14 protein-coding genes are annotated in these 17,284 nt (G+C 75.3%); 10 read left to right on the top strand and 4 right to left on the bottom strand.

Annotated features, from left to right (window positions below; all coding sequences use genetic code 11):
- The first annotated feature begins 37 nt into the window (after positions 1–37).
- The 6 genes from ACI8AX_RS14460 (at position 38) to ACI8AX_RS14435 (ending at position 7,862) form a co-directional block, all read left to right on the top strand.
- Positions 38–1,345 (top strand): GAF domain-containing protein, encoded by a 1,308-nt coding sequence (locus tag ACI8AX_RS14460; protein ID WP_456550522.1) that lies wholly within the window; start codon positions 38–40, stop codon positions 1,343–1,345.
- 65 nt (positions 1,346–1,410) lie between these two features.
- Positions 1,411–2,664, top strand: coding sequence for an MFS transporter (locus ACI8AX_RS14455; RefSeq protein WP_456550521.1), 1,254 nt, complete (start codon positions 1,411–1,413; stop codon positions 2,662–2,664).
- Positions 2,665–2,866: 202 nt separating this feature from the next.
- Entirely contained in the window at positions 2,867–3,358 is a 492-nt protein-coding gene (locus tag ACI8AX_RS14450) for a (2Fe-2S)-binding protein (protein ID WP_456550520.1), read from the top strand.
- A complete protein-coding gene (locus ACI8AX_RS14445) occupies positions 3,355–5,847 on the top strand; it encodes a xanthine dehydrogenase family protein molybdopterin-binding subunit (protein WP_456550519.1) in 2,493 nt (830 codons plus the stop codon). Before ACI8AX_RS14450 ends, ACI8AX_RS14445 begins: the two co-directional genes overlap by 4 nt.
- Positions 5,844–6,701: an FAD binding domain-containing protein gene (locus ACI8AX_RS14440; protein ID WP_456550518.1), complete on the top strand. Its 858-nt coding sequence runs from the start codon at positions 5,844–5,846 to the stop codon at positions 6,699–6,701. The genes ACI8AX_RS14445 and ACI8AX_RS14440 overlap by 4 nt, the downstream gene beginning before the upstream one ends.
- A gap of 93 nt (positions 6,702–6,794) precedes the next feature.
- Positions 6,795–7,862 carry an SRPBCC domain-containing protein gene (locus ACI8AX_RS14435; RefSeq protein WP_456550517.1) on the top strand — a complete coding sequence of 356 codons (1,068 nt, stop codon included), beginning with the start codon at positions 6,795–6,797 and terminating at the stop codon, positions 7,860–7,862.
- Between the two features lie 50 nt (positions 7,863–7,912).
- Here ACI8AX_RS14435 and ACI8AX_RS14430 read toward each other — a convergent pair whose 3' ends face one another.
- Genes ACI8AX_RS14430 through ACI8AX_RS14420 form a run of 3 tightly spaced genes read right to left on the bottom strand, consistent with a single transcriptional unit; the run spans position 7,913 to position 9,890 of the window.
- The gene (locus ACI8AX_RS14430) at positions 7,913–8,551 is read right to left on the bottom strand and encodes an alpha/beta hydrolase family protein (RefSeq protein WP_456550516.1); all 639 of its coding nucleotides are present in this window, start codon (positions 8,549–8,551) and stop codon (positions 7,913–7,915) included.
- Entirely contained in the window at positions 8,548–9,219 is a 672-nt protein-coding gene (locus ACI8AX_RS14425) for an HAD-IA family hydrolase (RefSeq protein ID WP_456550515.1), read from the bottom strand. Before ACI8AX_RS14425 ends, ACI8AX_RS14430 begins: the two co-directional genes overlap by 4 nt.
- The gene (locus ACI8AX_RS14420; protein WP_456550514.1) at positions 9,216–9,890 is read right to left on the bottom strand and encodes a DedA family protein; all 675 of its coding nucleotides are present in this window, start codon (positions 9,888–9,890) and stop codon (positions 9,216–9,218) included. The genes ACI8AX_RS14425 and ACI8AX_RS14420 overlap by 4 nt, the downstream gene beginning before the upstream one ends.
- A gap of 80 nt (positions 9,891–9,970) precedes the next feature.
- Here ACI8AX_RS14420 and ACI8AX_RS14415 point away from each other — a divergent pair, with 80 nt between their 5' ends.
- Positions 9,971–11,269 carry an amidohydrolase family protein gene (locus ACI8AX_RS14415; protein ID WP_456550513.1) on the top strand — a complete coding sequence of 433 codons (1,299 nt, stop codon included), beginning with the start codon at positions 9,971–9,973 and terminating at the stop codon, positions 11,267–11,269.
- 42 nt (positions 11,270–11,311) lie between these two features.
- Here ACI8AX_RS14415 and ACI8AX_RS14410 read toward each other — a convergent pair whose 3' ends face one another.
- On the bottom strand, positions 11,312–12,127 hold the full coding sequence (locus tag ACI8AX_RS14410) for an MBL fold metallo-hydrolase (RefSeq protein ID WP_456550512.1): 816 nt from the start codon (positions 12,125–12,127) through the stop codon (positions 11,312–11,314).
- Positions 12,128–12,283: 156 nt separating this feature from the next.
- Between ACI8AX_RS14410 and ACI8AX_RS14405 the strand changes: the two genes are divergently transcribed.
- From ACI8AX_RS14405 to ACI8AX_RS14395, 3 genes are all read left to right on the top strand, one after another.
- Positions 12,284–14,152, top strand: coding sequence for a cation:proton antiporter domain-containing protein (locus ACI8AX_RS14405; protein ID WP_456550511.1), 1,869 nt, complete (start codon positions 12,284–12,286; stop codon positions 14,150–14,152).
- 101 nt (positions 14,153–14,253) lie between these two features.
- On the top strand, positions 14,254–15,768 hold the full coding sequence (locus ACI8AX_RS14400; RefSeq protein ID WP_456550510.1) for a TldD/PmbA family protein: 1,515 nt from the start codon (positions 14,254–14,256) through the stop codon (positions 15,766–15,768).
- The gene (locus ACI8AX_RS14395) at positions 15,765–17,153 is read left to right on the top strand and encodes a metallopeptidase TldD-related protein (RefSeq protein ID WP_456550509.1); all 1,389 of its coding nucleotides are present in this window, start codon (positions 15,765–15,767) and stop codon (positions 17,151–17,153) included. Before ACI8AX_RS14400 ends, ACI8AX_RS14395 begins: the two co-directional genes overlap by 4 nt.
- Positions 17,154–17,284 lie beyond the last annotated feature (131 nt).

Here is a 17,284-nt window from a genome sequence, read left to right as displayed (position 1 = left end):
ATGGGCGTGACATGAGCCACTGCCCTGGTCCGAGACCGTGACCGCCTCCCCGTGGCTCGCCCTGCCCGAGGGGCGGCCCGACCCCGCGCTCACCCGTCGGCTGCGTGCTGCGCACGAGGCGCTGGTGACCTCCGGCGCCCGGCACCGCGCGCCGGTGCGGCCGGTCGTGTGGGAGTCCTGGCGGCGCAGCCTCGGCAGCGGCGTCGACCCCGACGGCGTCGCCCCGCCCGTCGACCTCCTCGACGACGACCTCGAGGCCCACCGCGCCGCGCACCCGCTGGCGCCGGTGCTGCCGGTGATCCGCCGCCTGCTGGTCGAGGACGCCGAGGCCGACCGGATGATCGTCGCGGTGACCGACGCGGCCGGCCGGATGCTGTGGGTCGAGGGCGACGCACGGCTGCGGGCCCGGGCGGCCGGCATGAACTTCGTCGAGGGCGCCCGCTGGTCGGAGGAGGTGGCGGGCACCAACGCGCCGGGCACCGCGCTGGCCCTCGACCACGCCGTCCAGATCTACGGCAGCGAGCACTACCGCCGGCCGGTGCAGCCCTGGAGCTGCTCGGCGGCGCCGGTGCACCACCCGCTGACCGGCGAGCTGCTCGGCGCCATCGACGTCACCGGCGGCGACCACGTGGCCAGCCCGCAGGTGCTCACCCTCGTCCGCGCCACCGTCGCCGCCGTGGAGGCCGAGCTCCGCTGGCTGCACCGCGCCTCGCTCGAGACCTCCCCGACCCCGCCGCCGGCGCCGCGCCCCGCGCCCCGGCTGGAGGTCCTCGGCCGCGACCGGGCCCGCCTCGTGCTCCCCTCGGGCCCGGTGCAGCTGTCGCTGCGCCACTCCGAGCTGCTCGTGCTGCTCGCCGAGGCCGCCGCCGCGGGCGAGGGCCGCACGGCGGAGCAGCTGGCCGCCGAGTGCCACGGGGGCGACGCGGCCGTGGTCACCGTGCGGGCCGAGCTCTCCCGGCTGCGGCGCCTGGTCGGCGCCCACCTCATCGGCTCGCGGCCCTACCGGCTGGTCGGCCGCCTGGACACCGACGTCGACCGGGTGCGCCGCCTGCTGGACCTCGGCGCCGTCCCCGAGGCGCTGGAGCGCTACGCCGGCGGGGTGCTGCCACGCTCCACCGCACCCGGCGTGACCGCGGCGCGCGACCGGCTGTCGGCGCGGCTGCGCGGCGCCGTCCTCGCCGGTCGCCGTCCCGAGCTGCTGCTGCGCTACGGCCGGCTGCCCGAGGCCCAGGGCGACGTCGCGCTCTGGCAGACGTGCCTGGAGGTGCTGCCGACCGGCTCCGCGCGCCGCGCCGCGGTCGCCGCCCACCTGGGCCGGCTGCGCCGCACCGCACGCGCCACCTGAGCCGCGGAGGGCGACGCGCGGCACACCGGGAATGCGCGGCGGGGCCGCGGCATTGGCCTGTGCACGTGAGTGCTGCAGCCGACGTGTCCACGGCGACCCCCCCGAGCCCGGCGGACGCGCCGCTGCCGGAGCGGCGGCGCGTCGTGGCCGCGATCGTCGCGCTGGCCGTCGGCGGCTTCGCGATCGGCACCACGGAGTTCGTGACGATGGGCCTGCTGCCCGACATCGCCGACGGCGTCTCGGTGAGCATCCCGACCGCCGGCCACGTGATCTCGGCCTACGCCCTGGGCGTCGTCGTCGGGGCGCCGGTCATCGCCGCGCTCGGGACGCGGCTGCCCCGCCGCGGCCTGCTCGTCGGGCTCATGGTCGCCTTCCTGGCCGGCAACGCGCTCAGCGCCCTCGCCGCCGGGAACGGCTCGCTGCTGCTGGCCCGCTTCGTCAGCGGTCTGCCGCACGGCGCCTACTTCGGCGTCGCCTCGCTGGTCGCCGCCTCCCTCGTCGTCCCCGAGCAGCGCGGCCGGGCGGTCAGCTCGGTCCTGCTCGGCCTGTCGATCGCCAACGTCGTCGGCGTGCCGGCGGCCACCTGGCTGGGCCAGCACATGGGCTGGCGGTCGGCCTACTGGGCCGTCGTCGTGCTGGCGGTGCTCACGATCTCCGCGGTCGTCGCCGTCGTGCCGCGCACGCCGGCCGCGCCGGGGGCGTCGGTCGCCACCGAGCTCGGGGCGCTGCGCCGGCCGCAGGTGCTGCTGACCCTCGTCGTCGGCATCGTCGGGTTCGGCGGCATGTTCGCGCTCTACAGCTACATCGCCCCGCTCACCACCGACGTCACCGGGCTGGCCCGCGGCACGGTGCCGTGGGTGCTCTTCACGTTCGGCGTCGGCATGGTGGCCGGGACGGTGCTCGGCGGCCGGCTCGCCGACCGCGCGCTGTTCCCGTCGCTGGTGGGCGGCGCCGTCGCGATGGGCGTGCTGCTCGGGCTCGTGCCGGTGGCCGCGCGGAGCGCCGGCACGCTGTTCGCCGCGGTGTTCCTCGTGGCGGTCGCCTCCTCCGTCCTCGCCGTCTGCCTCCAGCTGCGGCTGATGGAGGTGGCGGTCGACGCCCGGATGCTCGGCGCGGCCCTGAACCACTCCGCGCTCAACGCGGCCAACGCCCTGGGCGCCTGGCTCGGCGGCCTGGTCATCGCCGCCGGGGCCGGCTACACCGCGCCGTCGCTGGTCGGGGCCGGCCTGGCGGCCGTCGGGCTGGTGGCGCTGACCGCCTCCGGGCTGCTCGCCCGTCGCGAGCGCCGAGCCGGGACGGACGTCACGACCGCCGCCTGACGACGTCCCGCCGTCGACTGCAACTCCGCTGCAACGTTGCCCGCAGGCTCTTGACCTGCGCGTATCCCGCGGCCCCCACCGCCGTCCGCGGACGCATGTGAGGTGAGGGTGTCCTGAGTCACTCCGCCGTTGCGAGACTCCCGCCCATGCGACCGGCCCGGCCGGCGCGACGTCGGGTCCTGCAACGAAGCGGAGGAACTTGGTGACGTCCATCAACGTGAAGGTCGACGGAGCGTCGTACAGCGACGACGTCGAACCGCGCACCCTGCTCGTGCACTACCTGCGCGAGAACCTGGGCAAGGTCGGCACCGTCGTCGGCTGCGACACCAGCAACTGCGGCGCGTGCACCGTGCACCTGGACGGCGAGTCCGTGAAGTCGTGCACCGTCTTCGCCGTCCAGGCCGACGGCTGCGAGATCACCACCATCGAGGGCGTCGGCCGCGACGGCGCGCTGCACCCCGTGCAGAAGGCCTTCCACGAGATGCACGGCCTGCAGTGCGGCTTCTGCACCCCGGGGATGATCATGGCCTCGATCGACCTGCTGAAGGAGAACCCGAGCCCGAGCGAGACCGAGATCCGCGAGGGCATCGAGGGCAACCTCTGCCGGTGCACCGGCTACCAGAACATCGTCCGGGCGGTGCAGCAGGCCGCGGGGGAGATGTCCGGGTCCGAGACGGCGGGGGCGCAGGCATGACCGTCACCGAGGACGCCGCGACGCTGGCGCCGGCCAAGGAGGTCGGCCAGCCGCGCCGCCGCAAGGAGGACGCCCGGCTGATCACCGGCCGGACCACCTGGACCGACAACATGGTCCTGCCCGGGATGCTGCACCTGGCGATCGTGCGCAGCCCCGTCGCGCACGCGCGGATCACCGGCATCGACGTCACCGCGGCGCAGCAGGCGCCCAACGTCGTCGCCGTGCTGACCGGCCGGGACCTCGCCGACGAGCAGGGCTCGATCCCCTGCGCCTGGCCGGTGACCGCCGACATGGTCAACCCCGGCCACCCCTCGATCGCCGTCGACCAGGTCAACCACGTCGGCGAGGCCGTCGCGATCGTCGTCGGCCGGTCCAAGGCCGCGGCCACCGACGCCGTCGAGCTGGTCGACGTCGACTACGAGCTGCTGGAGCCGGTCCTCGACCTGGAGGCGGCCGTCGCCGAGGGCGCGCCCAAGGTGCACGACCAGCTGGACTCCAACACCAGCTTCCACTTCGTCTTCGACGCCGGCGAGGCCGGCACGGGGAGCGACACCGAGCAGGCGTTCGCCGACGCCGAGGTCGTCGTCAGCCGGCGGCTGGTCCAGCAGCGGCTGATCCCGGCCTTCATGGAGCCGCGCTCGGTGGTCGTCCAGCCGCAGGGCGACAACTACACGATGTGGTCGGCGACCCAGATCCCGCACGTCCTGCGGGTGATGGCGGCGATGGTCACCGGCATCCCCGAGCACAAGCTGCGCATCGTCGCCCCCGACGTCGGCGGCGGATTCGGCGGGAAGCTGCAGGTCAACCCGGAGGAGATCCTCTCCCTCCTGGTCGCCCGGCGGCTGGGCAAGCCGGTGAAGTGGACCGAGACCCGCAGCGAGTCGCTCATGGCCGCCCACCACGGCCGCGGCCAGGTCCAGTTCGTCGACATCGCCAGCGACCGCGAGGGCAACCTCAAGGGCCTGCGCGTGCGGCTGCTCGCCGACATGGGCGCCTACCTGCGGCTCATCACCCCGGGCGTGCCGGTCCTCGGGGCGTTCATGTTCAACGGCATCTACAAGTTCCCGGCCTACCGCTTCGAGTGCGACGGCGTCTTCACCAACAAGGTGCCCACCGACGCCTACCGCGGCGCCGGCCGGCCGGAGGCCACCTTCGCGATCGAGCGGATCATGGACGAGCTCGCCGTCGAGCTCGGCATGGACCCGCTCGAGCTGCGCCGGAAGAACTGGATCAACGCCGAGGAGTTCCCGTTCACCACCGTCGCCGGCATGGAGTACGACTCCGGCGACTACGACGCGGCCACCCGGAAGGCGCTCGAGCTCATCGGCTACGACGAGCTGCGCGCCGAGCAGCAGCGCCGGCGGGAGTCGAACGACCCGGTGCAGCTGGGCATCGGCTTCTCTACCTTCACCGAGATGTGCGGCCTGGCGCCCTCCCGGGTGCTCGGCTCGCTGTCCTACGGCGCGGGTGGCTGGGAGTCGGCGTCGATCCGGATGCTGCCCACCGGCAAGGTGGAGGTGGTCACCGGCTCCACGCCGCACGGCCAGGGCCACGAGACGGCGTGGAGCCAGCTGGTCGCCGACCAGCTCGGCGTGCCGTTCGAGGACGTCGAGGTGCTGCACGGCGACACCGCGGTCGCGCCCAAGGGCATGGACACCTACGGCTCGCGCTCGCTGGTGGTGGGTGGCACCGCCGTGGTGAAGGCCGCGGAGAAGGTGGTCGCCAAGGCCCGCAAGGTGGCCGCGCACCTGCTGGAGGCCAGCGAGGACGACCTCGAGTTCGCCGACGGGAAGTTCTCCGTGCGCGGCACCCCGGGCGCCTCGCTGGGCATCCAGGAGGTCGCGCTCGCCGTGTTCGCGGCGCACAACTACCCGGAGGACGTCGAGCCCTCGATCGACGCGGAGGCCACCTTCGACCCGGTGAACTTCTCGTTCCCCCACGGCACGCACGTCTGCGCCATGGAGGTCGACACCGACACCGGGATGGTCAAGATCCGCAAGTACGCCTGCGTGGACGACGTCGGCACCGTCGTCAACCCGCTGATCGTGGAGGGGCAGGTCCACGGCGGCCTGGCCCAGGGGATCGCGCAGGCCCTGTACGAGGAGGCGGTGTACGACGCCGACGGCAACCTGACCACCGGCTCGTTCGTCGACTACCTGGTGCCCTCGGCCGCCGACCTGCCGCACTTCGACACGGCCAACACCGTGCACGCCGCACCGGGCAACCCGATCGGCGCGAAGGGCGTGGGCGAGGCCGGCTGCATCGCCAGCACCCCGGCGGTGGTCAACGCCGCGCTGGACGCCGTCCGGCACCTGGGCGTGTCCGACATCCTCATGCCGCTCACGCCGGAACGGGTGTGGCGGGCCGTCCACGAGGGCGGGGACGGCGGGGCGCGCGCCACCGCGGGCACCAACGCCTACGGCGGGGCGCAGACCGAGTCCACCGCCGGTGTGTCCACCCCTCAGTCGTCGCTCGGAGGTGACCGGTGATCCCCGCTCCGTTCCAGTACGCCCGGCCGACCACGGTCGACGAGGCGCTGCAGGCGATCGCCGACGGCGGCGAGGACGTCAAGATCCTCGCCGGCGGGCAGTCGCTCATCCCGGTCATGCGGCTGCGCCTGGCCGCGCCCGAGACGGTCGTGGACCTGTCGAGGGTGACCGAGCTGCGCGGCGTCCGGGAGGACGGCGACGCGCTCGTCATTGGCGCGATGACCACGCACGCCGACGTCGTCCGGGACCCGCTGATCGCGCAGTACGCGCCGCTCATCGCCGAGGCGACCGAGACGGTGGCCGACCGGCAGGTGCGCCACCGGGGGACCTTCGGCGGCGCGCTGGCGCACGCCGACCCGGCCGGTGACCTGCCGGCGGTGGCGCTCGCGCTCGACGCCGAGTTCGTCATCGCCGGGCCCGGCGGACGCCGGACGGTGCCGGCCGCGGAGTTCTTCGTCGACTACCTCACCACCGCACTGGAGGAGGGGGAGCTGCTCGTCGAGATCCGGGTGCCGAAGCTGACCGGCCAGTGGGGCATGCGCTACGAGAAGTTCAACCGCGTGGCGCAGGCCTGGTCGATCGTGGCGGTGGCCGCCGCGGTGCGCCGGGAGGACGGGCACATCGCCGAGGCGCGGATCGGGCTGACCAACATGGGCCCGACCCCGCTGCGGGCACGGGCGACCGAGCAGGCGCTGGCCGGGGCGGACGCCACCCCGGAGGCCGTCGCCGAGGCCGCCCGCCGGGCCGCCGAGGGGACCAGCCCCAGCAGCGACCTCAACGCCCAGGCGGACTACCGCGAGCACCTGGTGCAGGTGCTGACCCGGAGGGCCGTGTCGGCGGCCGCCGGGCTGTAGCGTTCGCCACAACGCCGCAACCGTGTTCCACCGGCTCGGCCGGCTCCCGCAGCGGGGGCCGGCCGAGCCGACCACCGTCAGGAGGGCGCACCCGTGCAGCTGGAGAACTCGTTCACCGTCCCGGTCCCCATCGACGAGGCCTGGCGGGTCCTGCTGGACATCGAGCGCATCGCCCCGTGCATGCCCGGCGCGGCGCTGGACTCGGTCACGGGTGACGACTTCACCGGCCGGGTCAAGGTCAAGCTCGGCCCGATCAACCTCACCTACCAGGGCAAGGCGTCGTTCGTCGAGAAGGACGAGGCGGCCCACCGCGCGGTCATCGACGCGCGCGGCAAGGACCAGCGGGGCAACGGCACGGCGGCCGCGGTCGTCACCGCCACGCTGGCCGCGGAGGGGGCGACCACCCGCGTCGACGTCCTCACCGACCTGAACATCACCGGCCGCCCGGCGCAGTTCGGCCGCGGCGTGATGACCGACGTCGGCAACAAGCTGCTCGGGCAGTTCGCCGACAAGCTCGCCGCCCAGCTGGCCGCCGGCGACGAGGGGGCCGTCGACCAGGCCGCCGCGGCGCAGCAGCAGGAGCCCACCGTCGCCTCCAGCACGGCGCAGACGGTGGCGGGGGTCGCCGAGGAGGTCGCGGCCTCCGTCGAGCAGACGCCGGGTGACAACGCGGCCGCCGAGACGGTGCGCAAGGCCGGCGCCGCGGCGAAGAAGACGGCGGCCGCGGCGACCGACGCGGCCGGCGGCGGCACGAGTGCCCCGGCAGCCGCCGACACCGCTCCGGCCGCGACCGACACCGCTCCGGCCGCGACCGACGCCGCTCCGGCGGCGACCGACACGGCTCCGGCCGCCGGTACCCCGGTGGCGGCCGACACCCCGCCGCCGGACGCGACGCTGGCCGACCGCATGCCGGGGGCCTCCGACGTCCCGGCCCGCCCCAGCACTCCGCCGTCCGGCCCCACCGCACCGCCGGCGCGCCCGGCCACCGGCGGCCCGGCGAAGAGCTCGCCGGCCACGATGAAGCCGCCGGTCGCCGAGCCCGAGCCGATCGACCTGCTCGAGGTGGCCGGCAGCGCGGCCCTCACCCGCTACGCCAAGCCGCTGGCCGGTCTCGCGGCGCTGCTGTTCCTGATCAGCCTGGTGGTCCGCCGCCGCCGCTGAGCGTCCGGGCGGAGTCGCCCGGTGAGCCGCGAGCTCACCGGGCGACCCCGCTACCGGGGGTGGACCTCGTCGAGCCAGGCGAGCGCGGCCGCGGCCACGACGTCCGGGTTCGCCTTGAGCGAGTGGTCGCCGGGCACCGCGTAGACCGAGGCGGTGCGCCGGCCCTGCAGCGCCGCCGCGACCTCGGCCGGCGCCCCGAACGCGTCGGTCTCGCCCTGCACCACGACCAGGGGCACCTCGACCCCGGTCACCTCCTCGGCGCGGCTGCGCTCGGGGCGGCCGGGCGGGTGCAGCGGGAACGCCAGCGCCAGGACGCCGTCGGCCCCGAGCGCCGCCGCGGTCCGGCAGGCCACGCGGGCGCCGGCGCTGCGGCCGCCGAACACCAGCGGGCCGGCGATCCGGCCGGCTCCGCGGAGCGCGTCGAGAACCGCTGTCCACCCCTCGTCCAGGCGGGCCGGGGCCGGGGCGATCCGCTTGCCGGCCACCCGCCAGGGCTGCTCGACCCGCAGGACGCGCCAGCCGGCGTCCACGGCGTCCCGGGTGACGGCGACCAGGTCGGCCGACCCCACGCCCCCGCCGGCGCCGTGGCCGAGGACCAGCGTGCCGTGCACCGGGCGGGAGGGCCCGCCGTCCGGCTCGTCGGCGTGCACCCGGGCCGGGCCGTGCGGCGTGGCGACCTCGAGCGTCACGGCGTGGGCAGCGCGAGCAGCGCGTCCACGGCGCCGCCCAGGTCGGCGGCGACCAGGGCGGCCGGGTCGTACACCGCCGGGTAGCTGCGCTCGGCACGCGGGAACCAGACGCCGGTCAGGCCGGCCCGGACGGCGCCGTGCACGTCCCAGCCGTGCGCGGCGACCAGCGCCATCCGCGCCGGCTCGACATCGCACACGCCCGCCGCCCAGAGGTACACCGCGCGGTCGGGCTTCCAGGCCCGGACGACCTCGCTGGACAGCGTCCGCTCGACCAGCGGGCCGATCCCGCCGCGCTCGAGGCCGGCCTCGGCGACGCCGGGGGAGCCGTGCGACAGCGTGACGACCCGCATGCCGGCCTCGACCAGGCGGCGCAGGGCGGGCTCGACGTCGGGGTGCGGGCCGAGCTCGAGGAAGGTGTCGGCGAGCCGGCCGCGGTCGGCCGGCGCCAGGTCGGTGAGCTGGGCCAGCGCGGCGTCGAAGGCGTCGCGGAAGCGGCACCAGGTGCCCGCGGTGGCCGCCGCGAAGCCGGTGAGCAGGGTGCGGGCGAAGACCGTCGCCAGCAGGTCGCCGGGCAGGCCGTGCTCGACCAGCCCGGCGCGCAGGGGTGCGAGGTCGAGGAGGGTCTCGTTGACGTCGAGCGCGACGACCTCGGGGCGGACCGGCGTCATGCCTGGTCGCGCCGGTCGGCGGGCAGGTCCGCGCCCGCGTCCGCCGGACGGCGGAACCGGCCGCTGGCCTTCTTCCAGACGAACCAGGCCACCGCGAGGACGACGACGGCGACGACCACGTAGTCCAGGTAGTGCAGGTTCGCCTCGATGAAGTCGCGGGCCAGCCAGCCGAGGGTCACCAGCAGCGTGTTCCAGATCAGGCTGCCGCCCGCGGTGTAGAGCAGGAACTGCCCGATCGGCATGCGGACGACGCCGGCCGGCACCGAGATGAAGCTGCGCACGATCGGCACCATCCGGCCGAAGAACACCGCGGCGCGGCCGTGCCTCTCGAACCACTCGAAGGTCTTGTCGACGTCCTCGGTCTCGACCAGCGGCAGCCGGTCGAGGAAGGCGTGCGAGCGGCGCGGGCCCAGCGCCCGGCCGACGTAGTAGAAGAAGACCGCGCCGAGGACCGAGCCGATCGTGGCGCAGAGGACGACGAGGAAGAAGTCCAGCGGGGTGTCGATGAGCACCCCGGCCGCGCCGAGCACCGCCTCGCTCGGGATGGGCGGGATGACGGTCTCGAGCAGGATGCTGAACCCCACCCCGAGCGGGCCGAGCGTGTCGACCAGGTCCAGGAGCCAGGCGGTGATCCCACCCTCGTCGGAGGCGGCGGCGGCGAGGAAGGACATGGCCCCACGGTAGAGGCGGCCCCTGGGCGGTGCCCGGACGTGCCGGGGTCGGGCGGGACCGGTGGGGCTAGCGTGCCGCCATGCGCCAGCGATTCACCGCCCGTGCGGTCGTGGTGGGGGACCGGTCCGGCACGGTCGTCGCCGACGGGGTGGTCGACGTCGACGACGGGCTGATCACCTGGGTGGGGCCCGCCGCGGACGCGCCGCCCGCGGACGACGCCGAGCGGGTCGCCGTCCCGGGGCTCCTCCTGCCGGGGCTGGTCAACGCCCACTCGCACGCGCCGATGGTGCTGTTCCGGGGGCAGGGCGAGGGGCTGCCGCTGGAGCGGTGGCTGCAGGAGGTCATGTGGCCGCGGGAGGCCCGGCTGACCGGCGACGACGTCGAGGTGGCGATGACCGCCGCGTCGGCCGAGATGCTCCGGGCCGGCGTGACCACCAGCGTGGAGATGTACTTCTCGCCGGACCGGATCGCCGCCGCGGTCGGCCGCACCGGCGCGCGGGCGGTGATCGCGGCGCCGCTGGTGCCGCTGCCGGGCATGCCGCCGCTGGAGGAGCAGCTGGCCGCCGCCGTCGACCTGGCGGTGGGCGCGCCGGACGACGGCGTGGTCGAGTACGGCCTCGGCCCGCACGCGGCCTACACCGTGCCCCTGCCGCTGCTGCGCCGGGCGGCCGAGGCCGCGCGCGAGCACGGGATGCTGCTGCACACCCACGTCGCCGAGACCGCCACCGAGGGCGCGGGGCTCCTGGCCGAGCACGGGCTGTCGGTGCCTGCGCTGCTGGCCGCCCACGACGTCCTCGGCGGCCGGGTCCTGGCAGCCCACTGCGTGCACATGGACGACGGCGACCTGGAGCTGTGGCAGGAGTACGACGTCGCCGTCGCCCACTGCCCGGCCAGCAACGCCAAGCTGGCCAGCGGCGTCGCCCGGCTGCGCGACATGCTCGACCGCGGCGTCCGGGTGGGGCTGGGCACCGACGGGCCGGCGTCCAACGACGGGCTGGACCTGCTCGCCGACGCCCGGCTGGCCGCGGCGCTGGCGCGGTTGCGGGAGGCCTCGGCGACCGCGCTGACCGCCGCCGAGGCGCTGTGGCTGGCCACCGGGGCCTCCGCCGACGCGATCGGCCGGCCCGACCTGGGCCGGCTGGCGGCCGGGCGGCGGGCCGACCTCGTGCACGTCGACACCCGCGACCTGGGCTTCGAGCCGGTCGGGGAGACCGCCGACCTGGTCACCCACCTGGTGTGGTCGGGCGCCTCCCGGCTGGTGCGGGACGTGTGGGTCGGCGGCCGGCAGGTGGTGGCCGGCGGGGTCTGCACCACGGTGGACGCCGAGGAGCTGCGGGCCGACGTCGCCGCCCGCGCCGCCCGCCTCGCCGGCGCCTGAGCGGAGTGCGGGAGCGCAGGAGACCTGCACCCCGGCACTCCGCTACGGGCGGAGGCTGATCGTCTCTCCGCGGGTCACGGGGCGGAGCTCGCCGGGCAGCCGGCGCTGCGCCACCTCGCGCACGAAGTCGCCGAGGGGCGAGGCGAAGCGGTCGTAGTCGTCGAAGTGCACCGGCACGGTCACCGGCGGCGCGAGGAGCTCGACGAGGTCGGCGCCCTGTCGGCCGTCCATGGTGACGGTGAAGCCCAGCGCCCTCGTGCCGCCCAGGTGCGGGATGAGCACGTCGAGCGGCCCGCACCGCTGCAGCACCTCGGCCAGGTACGGGCGGTAGAGGGTGTCGCCGCTGATGTAGCCGCGCCAGCTGACCTCCCCGCCGCGGAGGAGCTCCAGCACGCTGCCCATCACCGGCGGGAGCACCTTCGCCAGCACGCCGGGGCCGTGCTCGCCGGGCACGGAGGTGATCCGCAGCGTCTCGGCGCCGCGGGTGACCTCGTGCCGCTGCCACGGCGTCAGGTCGAGCGTCTGCCGGAAGCCACGCCGCTCCAGCGCCTGCGCGGCCTCCTGGGTCGTGACCACGCGTGTGCCCTTGTCCAGCGTGCGGGTGGCGATCCGGTCCCAGTGGTCGGCGTGCAGGTGGGAGAGCAGGACCGCGTCGAGCGTCGGCAGCTGCGTGGGCTCCAGCGCCGGGTCGGTGAGCCGCTTGGTCCACAGCCCCTTCCCGAGGTAGGCGCGCTGGCCGCGGCGCAGGAAGTTGGGGTCGGTGAGCAGCGTGAAGCCGCCGATCCGCAGCAGCGTGGTGGCGTTGCCGCCGAAGGTGAGGGTGACGTCGTCGGCGGGGACGGGCGGGACGGCGGTCATGGGTCGCCACTACCCCCGGGGAATGCGCCGGACGCGCCACGACTTGCCGCTGGCCGGACACCCGGCCGTCGTCGACGGACGCGGGCCGCTATCGGCAGTCTGTGCGGGACCGTGGCGCGCCGGACGGTGCGGCGCGCGGAGGTGGGAGGAGCGGGCGTGGAGCTGACCGCGGAGCTGGTGGGGCTGGTGATCGCCGTCGGCGTCATCGCCGGCCTGTGCGACCGCTACGGGTGGCCGACACCGCTGGTCCTGGTCGTGGCCGGCGCGGCCGCCTCCTTCGTGCCCGGCGTCCCGGACTTCCAGCTCGAGGCGGAGGTGGTCCTCTACGGGCTGCTCCCGCCGCTGCTGTACGCGACCACCGCGCGCACCTCGCTGTTCGACTTCAAGCACAACAAGCTGAGCATCGTCCTGATGTCGGTGGTGCTCGTCGCCTTCACCACCGTGGTCGTCGGCTGGGTCACCTGGCTGCTGCTGCCCGGCGTCGCCCTCGCCGCGGCGCTGGCCCTGGGCGCGGTGGTGGCGCCGCCGGACGCCGTCGCCGCCTCCGCCATCGGTCGGCGGCTGGGCCTCCCGAGGCGCGTGGCGACCCTGCTGGAGCACGAGAGCCTGGTGAACGACGCGGCGGCGCTCATCGCGCTGACCGTCGCCGTCTCCGCGCTGACCTCGGCCCCCTCCGCGCCCGAGGTCGCCGGCGAGTTCGTCTGGGCCGTCGTCGGGGCGGTCCTCATCGGCGGGGCGGTCGCCGCCGTGCTCGCCGTCCTCCGGGCGCGGCTGCGCGACCCGGTGCTCGACACGATGGTCTCCTTCGTCGCGCCGTACCTGGCCTTCCTGCCCGCCGAGGAGGTGCACGCCTCCGGCGTGCTGGCCACGGTCGTCACCGGGCTCACGCTGGCGCAGCTGTCGCCCCGGGTGCAGACGGCGTCCGCGCGGGTCACCGAGGCGATCACCTGGCGCACCGTCGCCTTCGTGCTGGAGAACGCGGTGTTCCTGGTGATCGGCATGCAGCTGCCGGGGCTGCTCGCCGGGATCGAGGAGGGCGGGGTCAGCGGGGGCCGGGTGGCCCTGGTGTGCGGCGGTGTCCTGGTCGCCACGATCGCGGCCCGCTTCGTCTTCGTGTTCGGGACGGCGGCACTGCTGCGCGCCGGCACCGCCGGGATGCGCCGCCAGGTGTGGAGCACGCCGGTGGCCGGGCTGGTCTCCTGGGCCGGGATGCGCGGCGTGGTCACCCTGGCCGCGGCCCAGCTGATCCCCGAGGACCTGCCCGAGCGCGACGTGCTGCTGCTCGCGGCCTTCACGGTCGTCGTCGGCACCCTGCTGGTGCAGGGCTCGACGCTGCCGTGGCTGGTCCGCCGGGTGGGCCTGCCGCCGCCCGACCCGGCCGAGGACGCGCTGCAGGCCGCCGAGCTCGGGGACGCCGCCAGCGCCGCCGGGCTGCGCCGGCTCGACGAGCTCGTCACCGGGGACGAGCCGGAGGGCGTCGTCGAGCGGCTGCGCGACCGGTCGGAGGCGCGGTCGCACGCGGCGTGGGAGCGGCTGGGGCGGCCGCTCACCGACCAGGACACCCCGTCGGCCACCTACCACCGCCTGCGGATGGAGATGCTGGCCGCCGAGCGCGAGGTCGTCGTGCGGGCGCGGGACAAGGGCCGGGCCCCGGTCGAGGTGCTGTCGGCGGCGCTGGCCGCGATCGACGTCGAGGAGTCGCTGCTGGACCGGCACGAGGAGCTCGAGGAGCTCGAGCGGGACCGGGCGCTGGCCCCGCGCCCGGCCGACACCCGCTGCGAGCACCTCCTGGCCGCCCCGCCGGGGGAGTCGCGCCCGGCCACCGCCTGCCAGGACTGCCTGGTCGAGGGCACCACGTGGGTGCACCTGCGCACCTGCATGAGCTGCGGGCACGTGGGCTGCTGCGACTCCTCGCCGCGGCGGCACTCGCGGGCGCACTTCGCCGCGGAGGGGCACCCGGTCGTCGTCAGCGCCGAGCCGGGCGAGGCGTGGCGCTGGTGCTGGGTGGACAGCGAGCTCGGCTGACGGAGGACCTCCCTGCCCTCCACCGCTCGCAGGCCCGCGGCGGGCCCCTGCAGGGAGGCCGGACGGGTCTCGCGGCGCGGCCCGGCTGGTAGACAGGGGCCGTGGCCGGACAACGCGACGTCGACGCGTCCTTCCTCGCCCTCCCGCTCTCCGCGCTCACCGAGGCCGCGCTGACCCGCGCCGTCGACCTCGGGTGCGAGCACGCCGACATCCGGGTGGAGCGCATCCGCACCCAGTCGATCAGCCTGCGCGACGCGCGGCTGGAGAGCCTGACCGACGGCGAGGACCTCGGCCTGGCCGTCCGCGTCGTGCACGAGGGCACGTGGGGCTTCGCCGCCGGCGTCGTCCTCACCGCCGCGGAGGCGGTCCGGCTGGCCGAGGAGGCGGTCGCCGTGGCGCGGGTCTCCGCCGCGCTGAGCACCGACCGCGTGGAGCTCGCCCCCGAGCCGGTGTACCCCGACGCGGTTTGGGTCTCCGAGCACGAGGTCGACCCGTTCGCGGTCCCCGACGCCGAGAAGACGGCGCTGCTCACCGAGCTCTCCGAGCGGCTGATGGCCGCCGACGGGGTGGAGCACGTGCAGTCGGGGTGCACCGCGGTCAAGGAGCAGAAGTACTACGCCGACACCGCCGGCACCCGCACCCGCCAGCAGCGGGTGCGCATCCACCCCGCGTTCACCGCGCTGACCGTCGACCGGACCACCGGCGCCTTCGAGAGCATGCGCACGCTCGCCCCGCCGGTGGGCCGCGGCTGGGAGTACCTCACCGGCAGCGGCTGGGACTGGGACCGCGAGCTCGCCGAGATCCCCGAGCTGCTGCGCGAGAAGACCAAGGCGCCCAGCGTCGAGGCCGGCCGCTACGACCTGGTCGTCGACCCGTCGAACCTCTGGCTGACCATCCACGAGTCGATCGGCCACGCCACCGAGCTCGACCGGGCGCTGGGCTACGAGGCCGCCTACGCCGGCACCTCGTTCGCCACCGTCGACAAGCTGGGCACCCTGCAGTACGGGGCGCCGCTGATGCACGTCACCGGTGACCGCACCGCCGTCCACGGGCTGGCGTCGGTCGGGTGGGACGACGAGGGCGTGCAGTCCCAGCAGTGGGACATCGTCCGCGACGGCGTCCTCGTCGGCTACCAGGTCGACCGCAACATGGCGCGGCTGCGCGGCATGGAGCGCTCCAACGGGTGCGCCTTCGCCGACTCCCCGCGGCACGTGCCGGTGCAGCGGATGGCCAACGTGTCGCTGCAGCCGGCCGCCGGCGGCCCCTCCACCGAGGAGTTGATCGCCGGCGTCGACCGCGGCATCTACGTGGTCGGCGACAAGAGCTGGTCGATCGACATGCAGCGGTACAACTTCCAGTTCACCGGCCAGCGGTTCTACCGGATCGAGGGCGGGCGGCTGGCCGGGCAGCTGCGCGACGTGGCCTACCAGGCGACGACGACCGACTTCTGGGGCTCGATGCGGGCGGTCGGCGGCGAGCAGACCTACGTCCTCGGCGGCGCGCTCAACTGCGGCAAGGCCCAGCCCGGGCAGGTGGCGCCCGTGTCGCACGGCTGCCCGTCGGCGCTGTTCGAGGGCGTCTCCATCCTCAACACGGTGCAGGAGGGCGGGCGATGAGCCAGTACCGGGCGCAGGAGCTGGTCGAGAAGGCGCTGGCCGCCTCGACCGCCGACGGGCAGGTCGCCTTCGTCGTCGACAGCTCGGAGGCCAACCTCCGCTGGGCGAGCAACAGCCTCACCACCAACGGCGCCATGCGCTCGCGGCAGGTCGTGGTGATCTCGTTCGTCGACGGCGGCGCGGGGATGGCCGCGGGCACGGTGGCCCGCTCGGGCACCCCCGACATCGCCGAGCTGGTGGCCGCCAGCGAGCAGGCCGCGCGGGACGCCGGCCCCGCCGAGGACGCCGTCCCGCTGGTGTCGGACCCGCCGCCGGGTGCCGGTGACTGGGACGCCGACCCGGCCGAGACCTCGATCAGCGTCTTCGAGGAGTTCGCGCCGGCCCTCGGCGTCGCGTTCGGCGACGCGCGCGACCGCGGCGACCTGCTGTTCGGCTACGCCGAGCACGCGATGTCCACCACCTACCTCGGCACCTCGACCGGGCTGCGGCTGCGCCACGACCAGCCCACCGGCCGGGTCGAGCTCAACGGCAAGAGCAGCGACTTCGGCCGCTCGGTGTGGGCCGGGGTCGGCACCCGCGACTTCCTCGACGTCTCGGTCGCGGGCCTCGCCGCCGAGGTCGAGCGCAAGCTCGCCTGGTCGCAGCGCCGGGTGGAGCTGCCCGCCGGCCGGTACGAGACGTTGCTGCCGCCCTCGGCGGTCAGCGACCTGATGATCTACGCCTACTGGACGATGGAGGCCCGCGACGCCGACGAGGGCCGCAACGTCTACGCCAGGCCCGGCGGCGGCAGCCGGATCGGGGAGCGGCTGGCGAACCTGCCGCTGACCCTGCGCAGCGACCCGCACGCCCCGGGTCTGGAGACGGCCCCCTTCCAGGTGGTCGGGGCCTCCTCGGCCGCCGCCTCGGTGTTCGACAACGGCATGGCCGTGCCCGCGGTCGACTGGATCAGGGACGGCGTCCTCACCAACCTCGTCCGCCCGCGCGCCTGGGCGCTGAAGACCACCGCGCCGGCCACGGCCGCGGTCGACAACCTGGTCCTCGAGGACCCGAACGCCACGGTGGGCCTGGAGGAGATGGTCGAGTCCACCGAGCGCGGGCTGCTGCTCACCACGCTCTGGTACATCCGCGAGGTCGACCCGCAGACGCTGCTGCTCACCGGGCTGACCCGGGACGGCGTGTTCCTCGTCGAGGGCGGCGAGGTGACCGGCGCGGTCAACAACTTCCGGTGGAACGAGTCGCCCGTCGACCTGCTCGGCCGGATCTCCCAGGCCTCCCGCACCGAGCGCACGCTGCCCCGCGAGTGGAACGACTGGTTCACCCGGGCGGCCATGCCGGCCGTGCGGGTGCCGGACTTCAACATGAGCTCGGTCTCGCCGGCCAGCTGAGGGGCCCCGGGACCGCTGGGACGCGTGTGACCCGTGCGACCGAGGTGGGGAGAACCACTTCAGTTAGCCCGCAGGGGTGCCGTCTAAACACGGCATCGGGGATATTTTTCTCCGGCACGAGCACGCGGGCC

The organism is Blastococcus sp. SYSU D00813 (genome assembly GCF_054050735.1).
Note: the sequence above shows the minus strand (reverse complement) of the source record. Positions and strands in the feature narration are given on the sequence as shown.